Annotated in this window: 12 protein-coding genes; 3 read left to right on the top strand and 9 right to left on the bottom strand. The window is 37.6% G+C overall.

Annotation, left to right across the window (positions count from 1 at the left end; all coding sequences use genetic code 11):
• Nucleotides 1-251 precede the first annotated feature (251 nt).
• Nucleotides 252-3,305 (bottom strand): DNA polymerase III subunit alpha, encoded by a 3,054-nt coding sequence (gene dnaE, locus H9650_RS05455; protein ID WP_191696770.1) that lies wholly within the window; start codon nt 3,303-3,305, stop codon nt 252-254.
• 10 nt (nt 3,306-3,315) lie between these two features.
• The gene (locus H9650_RS05450; RefSeq protein WP_144535394.1) at nt 3,316-4,248 is read right to left on the bottom strand and encodes a DHH family phosphoesterase; all 933 of its coding nucleotides are present in this window, start codon (nt 4,246-4,248) and stop codon (nt 3,316-3,318) included.
• Between the two features lie 92 nt (nt 4,249-4,340).
• Here H9650_RS05450 and H9650_RS05445 point away from each other — a divergent pair, with 92 nt between their 5' ends.
• A complete protein-coding gene (locus tag H9650_RS05445) occupies nt 4,341-4,649 on the top strand; it encodes a YtpI family protein (protein ID WP_144535392.1) in 309 nt (102 codons plus the stop codon).
• Between the two features lie 59 nt (nt 4,650-4,708).
• Here the strand turns inward: H9650_RS05445 and H9650_RS05440 are convergent, their stop codons facing one another.
• Together H9650_RS05440 and H9650_RS05435 are read right to left on the bottom strand one after the other, a co-directional pair.
• A complete protein-coding gene (locus tag H9650_RS05440; RefSeq protein WP_144535390.1) occupies nt 4,709-6,016 on the bottom strand; it encodes a DRTGG domain-containing protein in 1,308 nt (435 codons plus the stop codon).
• 61 nt (nt 6,017-6,077) lie between these two features.
• The gene (locus H9650_RS05435; RefSeq protein WP_191696769.1) at nt 6,078-6,761 is read right to left on the bottom strand and encodes a metal-dependent hydrolase; all 684 of its coding nucleotides are present in this window, start codon (nt 6,759-6,761) and stop codon (nt 6,078-6,080) included.
• Between the two features lie 114 nt (nt 6,762-6,875).
• Between H9650_RS05435 and H9650_RS05430 the strand changes: the two genes are divergently transcribed.
• On the top strand, nt 6,876-7,967 hold the full coding sequence (locus H9650_RS05430; RefSeq protein WP_154310391.1) for a M24 family metallopeptidase: 1,092 nt from the start codon (nt 6,876-6,878) through the stop codon (nt 7,965-7,967).
• A gap of 456 nt (nt 7,968-8,423) precedes the next feature.
• Here the strand turns inward: H9650_RS05430 and H9650_RS05425 are convergent, their stop codons facing one another.
• The 3 genes from H9650_RS05425 to ald all read right to left on the bottom strand — a co-directional run bounded on the left by H9650_RS05425 (nt 8,424) and on the right by ald (nt 10,316).
• Entirely contained in the window at nt 8,424-8,777 is a 354-nt protein-coding gene (locus tag H9650_RS05425) for a fluoride efflux transporter FluC (RefSeq protein WP_191696768.1), read from the bottom strand.
• The gene (crcB, locus tag H9650_RS05420; RefSeq protein WP_191696767.1) at nt 8,774-9,130 is read right to left on the bottom strand and encodes a fluoride efflux transporter CrcB; all 357 of its coding nucleotides are present in this window, start codon (nt 9,128-9,130) and stop codon (nt 8,774-8,776) included. The genes H9650_RS05425 and crcB overlap by 4 nt, the downstream gene beginning before the upstream one ends.
• A gap of 70 nt (nt 9,131-9,200) precedes the next feature.
• Complete coding sequence (gene ald, locus H9650_RS05415; RefSeq protein WP_144535380.1) at nt 9,201-10,316, bottom strand: alanine dehydrogenase; 1,116 nt, start codon at nt 10,314-10,316, stop codon at nt 9,201-9,203.
• Nucleotides 10,317-10,515: 199 nt separating this feature from the next.
• On the opposite strand from ald, the gene H9650_RS05410 reads away from it, so the two are divergent.
• Complete coding sequence (locus H9650_RS05410; RefSeq protein ID WP_144535378.1) at nt 10,516-10,968, top strand: universal stress protein; 453 nt, start codon at nt 10,516-10,518, stop codon at nt 10,966-10,968.
• Between the two features lie 272 nt (nt 10,969-11,240).
• On the opposite strand, the gene H9650_RS05405 is transcribed toward H9650_RS05410, so the two are convergent.
• The gene (locus tag H9650_RS05405) at nt 11,241-12,431 is read right to left on the bottom strand and encodes an acetate kinase (RefSeq protein ID WP_191696766.1); all 1,191 of its coding nucleotides are present in this window, start codon (nt 12,429-12,431) and stop codon (nt 11,241-11,243) included.
• Between the two features lie 65 nt (nt 12,432-12,496).
• Complete coding sequence (locus H9650_RS05400) at nt 12,497-13,426, bottom strand: class I SAM-dependent methyltransferase (protein WP_154310380.1); 930 nt, start codon at nt 13,424-13,426, stop codon at nt 12,497-12,499.
• Nucleotides 13,427-13,468 lie beyond the last annotated feature (42 nt).

The following is a 13,468-nucleotide window of genomic DNA, read 5'->3' as shown; positions in this document are numbered from 1 at the left end:
GAATTAGAAGCTATTCCAACTTTTTTTATAAATTTTGCTTAATTTGTGACGTATAAGTATTCAAGTTTTTAAGTTCATATCCTGCTTTGTAATTTTCCACATAAGTTTAGTAGCGTAACATTAAAAAATAATCATAAATGCTAGCTAAGCTAATGATTCCCTTAAATAGAAAAGACAAAGATAATCGAGAGATTGTACTCTCATTATCTTTGTCGATAGTTTGTAATAATGCATACAGACTGTTGGTTCGTTTAGTAGAGTGTAATATTTTTAGCGATAACCTGAATTCTATTATTTCTGCTCTCTCTCTTGCCCTCCACTAAAATGATGGCTTGTTCTTTTAATATTGCATTAAACTTAGCGTATTCCTCCGGAAAAAGAGTTACTGAAATGTTTCCAGTGTCATCCTGAATTGTGACAAAGGCCATTGCCTCTCCTTTTTTAGTCCGAATTCTTCTAATTTCTTGTATCATTCCAATAGCATGTACAAATGAGTCCTTAGAGGATTGCATTATATCCCATATATGCTGCACCTTGTCGTTTGTTTTTTTCTTGGAGACCGTAGGATGCTCTGAGAAATATTGGCCAAGTACTTCCTTCTCAAACTGAAGCTTTAGCATTACTGGTAATGGATCCGTTTTAATATATTTAGATTTGCCAAAAGGTGATGAGTCTCCTTCAAATAAATCTGTTTCCTCAGTAGGACTGACAAGCTCTGCATATTTTACTGCGGCATCAATAGTAGCCAATAATGTGGAACGCTCTACTCCGAAATCATCCAATGCTCCAGCCTTCACAAGTGGCTCTATATTTTTACGTGTAAAAAAAACGGCTGATAAATCAGTAGCTAAGTCAAAAATATCTTCCCACTTAGCAGATCTTCTTTGTCTTTGCTGTAGTAGCTTTTGGGTGAAAGGATAAGATATTCCCTTTACTGCCTGTAAGCCAAAACGAATACCATTTTGCTCCACCGTAAAGGTTGATTGACTTTTAAAAATTGATGGTGGTAATACCGAAATTTGCTTTTGCTTCATTTCTAGAACTAACTGATTGATCTTATCCTGATTGCCTATAGCAGTACTTAATAAAGCACCATAAAATTCTAAAGGGTAGTGGGCCTTTAAATAGGCCATTTGATAAGAGATTACACTATAAGCAACTGCGTGACTTTTAGGAAAGCCATAATCTGCAAAACGGACGATTAAATCATAAACAGAGGTGGCAGCCTGCTCTTGATGTCCAAGCTGTTTTGCCTTATGAACAAAGTGGCTGCGCTCCTTTTCCAATACTTCACGAATTTTTTTACTAACTGCCCTACGAAGCAAATCAGCTTCACCGAATGTAAAACCTGCCATTTGAGAGGCAATCTGCATAATTTGCTCTTGATAAACAATAATACCATATGTTTCTTTCAGTATTGGCTCTAAAACAGGGTGCTCATAAGTGACTGGCACATGCCCAAGCTTACGCTTAGCATACAGAGGAATACTTTCCATTGGGCCTGGACGGTATAAGGCATTCACTGCCACAATATCCTCAAATCTAGTTGGTTTAATTTGCTTTAGTGCACTCCTCATACCACTCGATTCCAATTGGAACACTCCTGTTGTATCTCCTTTTTGCAATAAGCGAAACGTTTGCTCATCGTTGAACGGTATTTCCTTCAAAGAAAAGCTCTGTTTTTTATAATGAATGGAATTTAGTATTCGCTCCATAATGGTCAAATTTCTTAAACCTAAAAAGTCCATTTTTAACAGACCCTTTTCCTCTACTTCCTTCATTGGCCATTGAGTAAGGTAGATATCCTCATGCCCTTTTTGTATAGGAACAATGTCCACAAGAGGAACTGGTGACAACACAACTCCAGCTGCATGCGTGGAAGCGTTTCTAGGTAATCCTTCTAATTTCAATGCAACATCAAACCATTTTTTTCGTATATCTTCTGTTTGGATGAACTCACGTAATTTTGATGATTGATCATAAGCCTCTTTTAAGGTGATTCCTAGCTTTGAAGGGATAAACGAGGAGATTGCCTCTAATGTACTGGATTCAAAGCCAAACACTCTCGCTACTTCACGAGCAGCTGCTTTGGCGGATAACGTACCAAATGTAATAATTTGAGAAACATAGTTTTGACCATACTTTTCTGCTACATAGCGTACAACGTCCATTCTTTTCGAGTCAGCAAAGTCAATGTCAATATCAGGCATAGTAATACGTTCTGGGTTTAAAAAGCGTTCAAACAGAAGTCCATATGGAAGAGGATCTACATCCGTAATATACAATGTGTAAGCTACAAGAGAGCTGGCGGAGGAGCCCCTTCCCGGTCCGGTTAGAATATTTGACTGCCTTGCAAATTTCATAAAATCTTGAACGATTAAAAAATAATCCTCATATTGCATTTGACTAATGACGTCTAACTCATAGTGTAGTCTTACTGTATAGTCATGGGTGTAATGAGGAATACGAGCCTTCAGTCCCTCCTCACATTGGAGAGTTAAGTAATCCTTAGCTGTAATCTCGGCCGGCAATGGATACTTCGGCATTATATGCTTCTTTTTATCAAAAACAACCATACATCGTTCTAGCATTAATTTTGTGTTCGATAGCCATTCAGGCACGTCTGTAAACCATTCCTGCCACTCCTCATGGGAAAGCAAATGTGAATCAGGCTGAGGTTTTTTTCTTTGAAAATCAGACATTTTTACGGACTGATCCATAGCATTTAAAACTTCAAATGCAAAGGCATCATCCTTCTCAACATAGCGACATTCATGATAAGCAGTAAGCTTAATATTTTCCTCTCCACAGGTTTTTCTAATCGCTTTCTCTTCCTCTGTTTCAATGCCGCTTGGTCGTTCTACGCCAACAAACAAATAGGTTGGAGTAAATATAGATTTCAGTTCCTCAAGAGAATCCTTGGAAAATAACAAATCTGCTTTATAAACTGCTATGATTCCTTCTTTATAGGCATGAAGCCACTTTTTTGGAAGTAAATCTAGCTCTCTTGTTTCCATACCACTTGAAATTTTCAAGATATTCTCATACCCTTTGTTATTTTCCGCATATAGAACTATTGATACCGGACTGTAGTCTAACTGGACTTTTAAAGTTAGTCCGATTACGGGTTGGATTTGATTTTTTATGAGCGTATGCCAAAAAGGCAACACACCATACAACTTACTGTTTGTAATGGCTGCTACCTTTGTATTATTCTTTTTCAGCTTTTCAACGAGCTGCTCCAATTGAATTGTACTTTTCAGCATATCCGCTGATGTTACAATTTGGGGATATACTGTTTGCATTCAAACCACCTCAATTTACAGCTTTTTTTAAATCTTCTATTACCCGATCTGCTTCTTCCCATGAATAAGCGGTTGCACCCGCGGCTAAAGGATGTCCTCCACCACCATACTTCTTCGCTACTTCATTGATAATCGGTCCCTTGGAACGTAATCGTACCCGAATTTCCTTCTCGTCCTCGATGAAAAATACCCAGCATTTCATACCTTTCACGTCTGACAAGGCACTTACCAATAAGGAAGCCTCAGATTCTGCTACTTGATATTTATTCAGCAACTCTTTTGTAAGTTTCATATGCCCTACACCATTTTCCATTTCGAAATTGGCATAGATATAACCTTTTAGCTGAAGCATGTTACTCTCTACCTCATACATTTCATTGAACAAAGTAGTTCGGTCAAACCCATAAGACAGAAGCTTACCAGCATAAAACATTGTTTGCTCGGTAGTGCTCTGGAACATAAATCGACCAGTATCGCCTACAATACCTGCGTATAACAATCGAGCAATAGAAGCATCTAACTCCCAACCCTTATATTCCTTCGCTTCTTCATAAAGCTCACAGATCATTTCACTTACAGAGCTAGCCTCTGTGTTTACCCATAATAGGTCTCCATAAGCATCCTCGTTAGGATGATGGTCTATCTTGATTAAAAAACTACCTAGTTTATAACGGCTATCATCGATTCTCTCTGTATTTGCAGTATCGGTCACAATAACTAGTGCATCCTTAAAATCCTCGTCTGAAACAGAATCTGGTTTTGCTAGAAAATCTAAAGTACTTTCATGAGTACCCGTTGCCCAAACTTTTTTGTCTGGATAATTTAATGCGATAAGTTCCTTTAAACCAATTTGAGAGCCATATGCATCCGGATCGGGTCTAACATGACGATGTATAATAATTTTGTCATAGCTTTCGATTGTGTCGATGATTTGTCTTTTCATTATTTTTCCTCCGTAGAGACGTAACTACTATTCGCCTTTTTTTAAATTTACCTATACAATAAAAGTAGCATTACTTTTATTGGAGGTACATTATGTTTATAAACGGTATATTAGTGTTAGGTATAATAGTCTCTTTTGTATGGTATTTTTATTTTAAAACAAAACAGCTTCGCGCAACACTTCCGATTCGCAAAAAATGGTATACTGCGAAAGCTTCCGTTTGTCTTGGAGCTTTTATTTTATTTTTTGGTATTAACTTTTTAGTGATTTATCAATCAGCCATCACTTATGTGGTTTCGATACTATTTATATTAATCGGCGGTTATTTTATGTACCATAATTATAAAGCAGCCAAACACTATGGTCAGTTTGTCCAAGAAGAACTTAATCTAAATCAATGATGCGGCATTATGCCGCATCATTTTTTTGTCCTTTACTAGTAAAAGCTAGTTAACAAATGCTATCTCTCTAGTAATTGATAAGTGACCATTGCCTTCCCAACTAACTGCTTGTCATTGAAAACTTCGATATCCATTTTTGCTACTTTTCTGCTCATTTCTAATAGCCTTGCTTGTATACGAAGTATACTTTCTAATTGTATTGGTTTTGTAAAATAGATTGTCATATTTTCTACAACGGATTCTCCACGTTTTCGGATTTTCAACGTTTGAGCTCCTGTCTCCGTTAAAAGAATAGTAAAGGCTCCATAAGACATCGCTCCATAATGATCGGTCATTTGAGGAGTAACGACAAATTCAAATATAAATTCTTCTGATGAAACTACTTTAATCTGTTGTTTTACTATATCGTCAATCGTTTCACCGTTTTGAGGTTGTCTAGAAGCTGCTTGTAATGCCTTTAAAACATCCTGTCTACTAATGACACCTACTAAGTAATTGCTATCCTTAACTACCGGCAGCAGGTCAATGCCCTCCCATATCATCCGATGACTGGCAGAGGCTACACTTGTTTTCATAGTTATCGAAATAGGATTCTTCGTCATTACCTTTTCAATTATCTCATTGCTATTTTTCCCTATGACATCTCTAGCCGTAACAATTCCGACAAGCTTATTAGCTCTATCTACTACCGGGAATCCGCCATGAGTTGTTATATTATTTAAGTCTCGGTATTGCTTCACCTGGTCGGTTGCATATAAATAATAGGTATCTTCTAAAGGAACATATATATCCTCTATAAGCAGAACATCTTTTTTAATCAACTGGTCGTCAATAGCACGATTTATCATAGTTGCTACTGTAAAGGTATCATAGCTAGTAGAAATCACCGGTAGCTCTAGTTCATCAGCCAACTTTTTTGTGTGGTCTAGAACATCAAAGCCCCCTGTGATTAGTACTGCAGCTCCTGCTTTTAAAGCAGTTTCATGCACCTTCAAACGATTACCAACAATCAATAAATTGCTAGGCTCTACATAACGCATCATATCCTCTAGCTGCATTGCGCCAATTACAAATTTGTTCAACGTTTTATATAATCCTGCTTTTCCACCAAGCACCTGTCCATCGACTATATTCACAACCTCAGCAAAAGTCAGACGTTCAAAATGTTCCTTTTTCTTAAGCTCTATACGAATCGTACCAACTCGTTCAATGGTACTAACTATTCTTCTATTTTCTGCTTCCTTTATCGCTCTATAAGCTGTTCCCTCGCTTACCGATAAATCCTTAGCAATTTGCCTAACCGATATTTTATCACCAACGGGAAGGTTTTCAATGTAAGCTAAAATCTGCTCATGTTTTGTTGTCATGTAGTCACATCCAAACGTTAGTTATACGCTTATTGTAACACATATTAATAATTTTCTAATCCTATGAGAGTGTAACAAATTCTCCAGCTGAAAGTACTTGTACATCTACTTTTTTAACTAAGCCTTTAAAGTACTCTGGATCCTGTTTAATAGGCGGAAACGTATTATAGTGAATTGGAACTACTATTTTTGGTTGGATTAGCTCCGTCGCATAGGCAGCGTCCTCTGGCCCCATTGTAAAATTGCTACCTATTGGTAGAAAGGCAATATCAATATCGTGTCGCTCTCCTATAAGCTTCATATCACCAAATAAACCCGTATCTCCCGCATGATAGAGAGTAGTTCCCTCAGCACTGAAAATAATTCCAGTAGGCATACCTAAGTAAATTATATTTCCATCCTCCGTGGTCGTAGAAGAGCTATGAAAAGCTTGTGTAAATTTCACTTTACCAAACTCAAATTCACGCTCTCCGCCAATACCCATCGGATGTACTTCTACTCCTTTAGATTGTATGTAATTTGCTAGCTCAAAAGGAGCGATGACAATCGCATTGCACTTTTTAGCAATTTCAACAGTATCCCCCACGTGATCATCATGACCGTGTGTTAAAAGAATAGCATCCACCTGTTGTTCTGATGCCTTCAAGTCCGTAATCTCATTACCTGTGATAAAGGGATCGATTAATATAGTGTGAGATTTTGTTTTTATTTTTACTACTGAGTGTCCGTGATAACTAATTTTCATTTTGATATCTCTCCTTCAAATAGTATTAGGTTCACTTATTGTTCATTCAACGTAGATGCGAGAATTCCTTTATTCTGCTATCCTTATCTTATAAACTAAAAAGAGGTGCTACATTTGAAAACTATTGAAAAAATACAATCTTACCTACAAACTAATAATATAGATGCGGCGTTTGTAACTACTCCTGATAACGTCTTCTATTTTACTGGATTTAGAAGCAATCCGCACGAACGTTTACTCGGCGTAATGATTTTTAAAAATGCTGACCCATTCATTATTTGCCCAAAAATGGAGATGCCAGATGCCAAAGCGGCTGGTTGGGCAGGTAAAATTATTGGTCATCAGGATACAGAAAATGCTTGGGACATTTTAGCATCGGCAGTAAAAGACAATGGACAGTCTATTCAAAGTCTTGCTATCGAAAAGTCTCATATGACTGTAGAAAGATTAGAAGCAATAACAAAAAGATTTTCATCCCTACAGATTAATCGTTTAGACGAGAAGATTAACGAGCTTCGTGTAATTAAATCTGAGGAAGAATTAATTAATATGCGTAAAGCAGCAGAGTTAGCCGACTACGCTATTGAAGTGGGTTGTAAAGAAATTGCTGAAGGCAAAACAGAATTAGAAATTCTAAATGCGATAGAGCTAGCTGTAAAAGAAAAAGGCGCAGCTCAAATGTCATTTGATACGATGGTATTAAGTGGTCCGAAAACCGCTTCTCCACATGGAACTCCAGGTGATCGTAAAATCCAAAAAGGTGACTTTATCCTATTTGACCTTGGAGTTGTATATAACGGCTACTGCTCTGATATTACACGAACTGTAGCATTCGGTGAGCCATCTCCTGACAAAAGAGAAATCTATGAAACAGTGCTGAAAGCAGAACTAGCAGCTGTCCATGCAGTGAAGCCTGGTGTAACTGCTATGGAGTTAGACAAAACTGCTCGCGATGTAATCACAGACGCTGGTTACGGGGATTACTTTACACATCGTTTAGGTCATGGCTTAGGAATATCTGTTCATGAATTCCCTTCAATTACAGGTGTAAATGAAATGGTATTAGAAGAAGGCATGGTATTTACAATTGAACCAGGAATCTACCACCCAGATATTACAGGCGTTCGAATTGAAGATGATGTAGTCGTAACTTCGGATGGAGTAGAAGTCTTAACTAAATTCCCTAAAGAATTACAAATTCTTTAAACAAAAAAGAGTTTAATCCTCTATTGGATTAGACTCTTTTTTCATATAACCATCGAATAGAAACCATTTACTTTAAAAGTATAGAGAGAGATTTTTGATTTACGCTCCTAAGCGGACGCTTTCCGCGGGGGGAGCGATAAGCCATCACCGTCGCTAACGCGCCGTACATGACGGCTTATCTGTCTCCCTCCTCCCGCAGGAGTCGCCGCTTATCGCTTCAATCACATATAGAGAGAAGCGGTCAGAAAGTATATGAAACGAATAAAAACAGTTTACTGAAATAGCATGAACGAGAGATGTTTGATTTACGCTCTTAAGCGGACGCTTTCCGCGGGGGAGCGATAAGCCATCACCGTCGCTAACGCGCCGTACATGATGGCTTATCTGTCTCCCTCCTTCCGCAGGAGTCGCCGCTTATCGCTTCAATCAATAATAATTAAATTGTTTCTATCAAAGTTAAAATACTTTACCTAGCATGTATCCTATGAATGCCACTAGTAAGCCACCGACATAGGTGGCCGTAAAATAGAAATAGTATAACCTTCTATATTTCTGTAATTTAATTAACTCCACATTTAAAGTAGAAAATGTTGTTAGTGCTCCTAATAGTCCGATGCCAATCATCAAATAATAAATTCCTTCCACATGCAGTCCACATAGTAAGCCAAGCATAAAAGAACCTATTATATTCACGAAAAGTGTACCCAGTGGAATCTTAGTATGCTTATTTAATTTTTCCGATGTATAGTATCTTATAATTGCTCCAAGGAAACCCGCTCCCCCTACTGCTATTAAAGAAATAAGAGTCATTCGTCCACCTCTTTTTTCCACGCGAGATTAGTCAAAAGAATGCTGCCTATGATACTACTTGCCAAATAGAGCATAGCAAGAAGGATATGAGCTTGTTCTATCAACTGAATAGTTTCCATACTAAAAGCAGAAAAAGTTGTAAAAGAACCAAGGAATCCCGTCCCTAGAGCTAAACGTAATTTCAAGGAGAATCTCTCTGTACGAGACAGAATAAAGGACAGGACAAAACAACCTATCCAATTCACAAGTAAAGTGGAAAAAGGAAAAGTAGATTGAGGAGCTAAAAAAATACCGATTATATACCGGCAAATTGCCCCTAATCCCCCAGCAACACCAATATATAAATAGTTCATTTCCTCCACCTCTCTGTCCTAAAAAGTTAGAAATCACCCAGACTCAAAGGAGCTGGGTGATTTGTCATTCTTATTTTAATAGTGATGTAACGTCTGTATAAGGCAGACCTTGTGCTTCTGCAACTGCTGCAAAAGTAACGTGACCATCTAATGTATTAATCCCTTTTTGAAGCGCTAGATTATCTAAGCACGCTTGCTTGTACCCTTTGTTTGCGATTTGCACCGCATAAGGTACAGTTGCATTCGTTAATGCCATAGTAGATGTTCTTGGAACAGCTCCAGGCATATTTGCAACTGCATAATGCACCACGCCATGCTTCTCATAGGTTGGGTTGTCATGAGTTGTTATTCTATCAGAAGTTTCAAAAATTCCACCTTGGTCGATGGCAATATCAATTACAACCGATCCAGGAGTCATAGATTTAATCATATCCTCTGTTACTAGTTTCGGAGCTTTAGCACCTGGTATTAATACGGCGCCTACTACTAAGTCTGCTTCTTTCACAGCTTCTCCAATATTATATGGGTTAGAGATTAGTGTTTGAACATTGCTTCCAAAAATATCTTCTAATTGACGAAGACGATCTACATTTAAATCAATAATTGTAACTTTCGCTCCCATGCCGATTGCTACTCGTGCAGCATTTGTTCCTGCAATACCTCCACCGATAATTGCAACATTGGCACGTGGAACCCCTGGAACTCCACCAAGTAAAATCCCTTTACCTCCATGAATTTGCTCTAAGAATTGCGCACCAATTTGAGTTGCCATACGTCCTGCAACCTCACTCATAGGAGAAAGAAGTGGTAAGGAATTGTTTGGTAATTGAACTGTTTCGTAAGCAATTGCTGTCACTTTCTTTTCTAACAAAACTTTTGTTAAAGCTTCTTCAGGAGCCAGATGTAAATAAGTGAACAAGATTGACTCTTCTTGAATTAAATCAAATTCGTCATGAGTTGGTTCTTTTACTTTCATCACCATTTCTTGGTTCCATGCTTCCTGAGCAGTTTGAACAATGGTTGCTCCTGCAGCTACATAATCTTCATCGGTAAAGCTAGAACCTAATCCTGCTCCTGTTTCGATGAACACTTGATGGTTATGTAGAGTTAAGCTAACAACTCCCGCTGGTGTCATTGCGACACGATTTTCGTGGTTTTTAATTTCCTTTGGAACTCCTATACGCATACCTATATCCCCTTTAACAAGATTAAATAGATTAGTGAAACAAGTATATTTTAGCATTAATAATTCCAAATTGCTCATCAATTTCTTTTTTTAATCCGTCTTTGTTCACAAATTAGACTAAATAACTATTAAAAAATAGCAGGAATAAGAGGATAAGTATAGAAATATAATAGTATAACAAACCCAGGAGGGATTTATAATGACATTAAAATACAATCAAATCTTAGTAGCTGTAGACGGATCGAAGGAAGCTGAATTTGCATTTAAAAAATCTGTTTCTATTGCTGAAAGAAATAACGCAACATTAAATCTTGTTAATATAATTGATACTAGATCTTTTGCTGCAATTGAAGCTTATGACCGTTCTATCGCTGAAAGAGCACAAAATTTTGCAGAGGATTTACTAGATGGTTATAAAAAAGAGGCACTTGCTGCAGGTGTTGAAAATGTAAATATTATCGTTGAATACGGTTCACCAAAGACAATGATTTCCAAAGATCTTGCAAACAAAGTACAAGCAGATTTAATCATTTGTGGAGCAACTGGTCTAAATGCAATGGAGCGATTCTTAATTGGTAGTGTGTCTGAATATATTGTTCGTTCTTCTACTTGTGATGTTCTTGTTGTTCGTACTGATGAAGTGCAAGCTTAATCTATTAATATAATTAAAAGAGAACTCTGGCTTATGCCTTGGTTCTCTTTTTTTATTTTGAAAAGTTATAAAAATGTGGAGGATGAATAAAGCAGGAATAAATAAGAAAGTAGAAGTTGATTTTCGCTTTCCGTGGGGTGAGCGATAAGCCATCACCTACAGTGGAAATCAACAATAGTTCTTTCTTCAATTATTATGCTTTATTCTCCATTATATCAGCAATGATTGCATGTAAGAAAATAATCATTATTAGCTTAGGTTCTCTCGTACTCTTACATCCCAGAAATCCTCATAACATCTTTAGCGATCATGATCTCTTCATTTGTCGGAATTACGATAACTTTTACAGGAGAATGTGGATAGTTGATAAAACCTTCTTTGCCGTGTAGCTTGTTTAGATCTGGATCCATGTAGATTCCCATGAATTGAAGCCCTGAGAGTACTTTTTCCCGGATGACCTCGCTATTTTCGCCAATGCCCGCTGTAAAGATGATTGCGTCTACACCATTCATTCTAGCAGCGTATGATCCGATGTATTTGTGTATTCTGTTGGCAAAGACATCTAGTGCTAATTGGGCACGATCATTACCTTTGGTCGCCTCTGTAACAATGTCTCTTAAATCACTTGAGAAGCCAGATACGCCGAGCATCCCGGATTTCTTGTTTAAAATGTCTAAAATACCCTCTGCACTCTTTCCGGTCTTCTCCATTAAGTAAGGTATTAATGCCGGGTCTATGTTTCCAGACCTTGTCCCCATTGTAACTCCAGCTAGTGGGGTAAAGCCCATTGAGGTATCGATGGATTTGCCCTTATGAATGGCTGCAATACTTGCCCCATTACCAAGGTGACATGAAATCAGACGAGTAATCTCTAACGGTCTATTTAACAGTTCCGCTGCTCGATGCGCTACATATTTATGAGAGGTTCCATGGAAGCCGTATTTTCGAATACTGTATTTTTCATAGTAATCATAGGGAATAGAATATAAATAAGAGCTTTCTGGCATAGTTTGATGGAATGCAGTGTCAAAAACTGCAACAGCAGGAATGTCCGGTAATACCTTTTGGAATTCTCTTATACCAGTAACATTAGCAGGATTATGTAAAGGTGCAAATTCTGCTAGTCTTTCGATATTCTGAATAACTTCTTCGTCTATTAAAACAGAATCACTGTACGTTTCTCCACCATGAACTACACGGTGACCAATCCCTTGGATATTCTCTAACGAATCTATCACCTTATGATCAATAAGCATTTTAATAAGCAATTTAACCGCCTGTTCATGGTTTTCTACTTGCTCTATCAGGTGTATTCGCTCATCGTCAAAGTTCATCGTAAATACAGGGTTAACTAATCCAATTCTTTCGATTAATCCTTTTGCTATCACTTTTTCTTCTGGCATTTTGTATAATTGAAATTTTAAAGAAGAACTACCTGCATTCACTGCTAAAATATTTGGCATAAGAAAACGCCCCTTCTTTATACTGATACAATAATTGTACCTTGCATAAAAGGGGCGGGCAAATTTTACCTATTATTTTGTTCTTGCCATATGTCAATTTTTTGAAAGAAAAGTTCCATTGCTTCTCGATTCGTCATACTTGGAACCTTAGCAAGCAATACCTCACGTGGAGCCTGTAAATTTTCACCCTTCTTTTGTAAAATGAGCAGGCTCTTTTCTTGGGCTTTGTTCTTAAAAATAGAGCCTGGTAGTTGAATAACTGCCTGAATCCAACCATTTTCTTTAATAAATTTATGCAGCTGTGCGGCTTGTTTTGATTCAAAAATACTTGCCGGAACTAGGAAGTAAAGGTATCCACCTGGTTTTACATGCTTCATTGCTTGTTCCATGAACAGATGATGTGCATAAGGCATCTCATCCTCAGTGTGCAAGAAATAGTCTTTGGAAGTTTCCTCATCTGGATAATAACCCACAGGTAAATCGCTTACTACTATATCAACCGGATCGATCATTAATGGACGTATTGCATCCTGTCTAAATAGCTGGATGTCCTGCTCTAATAACTCTCCTACCTGTGCCGCAAGCTGGATAAGCAACTCGTCAATTTCTACTCCGAAAGCATGGGAGGAATTTGGTAGAACATTCATTAATGTATACAGTAGGTTTCCAGTACCTAGCGCAGGGTCTAAAAAGGATAGCTCCTTTTTATCCTTATTCATTTCTTTTACGAAATAGCTTAAAAGTAATCCAATGGCGTCAGGTGTCATTTGGTGATTTACTTGTGTTGATCTATTCATCCCTTTTAAGATTCCTAGTTGTATTGCTTTGCGAATCTCTTCTTTTTTAGGATTTACAAGATCAGGTTTTTTCTTTTCTTCGAGCCATAGCTCAAGCGCATAGACGATTCCTTCAAGATAAGGAGCGGATTCTTGCTCTTCTATAAAAGTGGCTTCTTGATCGATAAATGAAAAGATTTTTTCTACGTTTGTTTGCATGATGATCCCTCAAATGAAAACCCACTCGAGAAAGAGTGGGTT

This window comes from Psychrobacillus faecigallinarum (assembly GCF_014836595.1).
Lineage (GTDB): Bacteria > Bacillota > Bacilli > Bacillales_A > Planococcaceae > Psychrobacillus > Psychrobacillus faecigallinarum.
The sequence above is the reverse complement of the archived record's forward strand: the minus strand, read 5'-3'. Positions and strand labels throughout refer to the sequence as shown.

Excerpts from the sequence above, each read along its gene's own strand:
- dnaE (WP_191696770.1), bottom strand. The coding sequence starts at position 3,305 with ATGCAAACAGTATATCCCCAAATTGTAACATCAGCGGATATGCTGAAA.
- H9650_RS05450 (WP_144535394.1), bottom strand. The coding sequence starts at position 4,248 with ATGAAAAGACAAATCATCGACACAATCGAAAGCTATGACAAAATTATT.
- H9650_RS05445 (WP_144535392.1), top strand. The coding sequence starts at position 4,341 with ATGTTTATAAACGGTATATTAGTGTTAGGTATAATAGTCTCTTTTGTA.
- H9650_RS05440 (WP_144535390.1), bottom strand. The coding sequence starts at position 6,016 with ATGACAACAAAACATGAGCAGATTTTAGCTTACATTGAAAACCTTCCC.
- H9650_RS05435 (WP_191696769.1), bottom strand. The coding sequence starts at position 6,761 with ATGAAAATTAGTTATCACGGACACTCAGTAGTAAAAATAAAAACAAAA.
- H9650_RS05425 (WP_191696768.1), bottom strand. The coding sequence starts at position 8,777 with ATGACTCTTATTTCTTTAATAGCAGTAGGGGGAGCGGGTTTCCTTGGA.
- crcB (WP_191696767.1), bottom strand. The coding sequence starts at position 9,130 with ATGAACTATTTATATATTGGTGTTGCTGGGGGATTAGGGGCAATTTGC.
- ald (WP_144535380.1), bottom strand. The coding sequence starts at position 10,316 with ATGCGTATAGGAGTTCCAAAGGAAATTAAAAACCACGAAAATCGTGTC.
- H9650_RS05410 (WP_144535378.1), top strand. The coding sequence starts at position 10,516 with ATGACATTAAAATACAATCAAATCTTAGTAGCTGTAGACGGATCGAAG.
- H9650_RS05405 (WP_191696766.1), bottom strand. The coding sequence starts at position 12,431 with ATGCCAAATATTTTAGCAGTGAATGCAGGTAGTTCTTCTTTAAAATTT.
- H9650_RS05400 (WP_154310380.1), bottom strand. The coding sequence starts at position 13,426 with ATGCAAACAAACGTAGAAAAAATCTTTTCATTTATCGATCAAGAAGCC.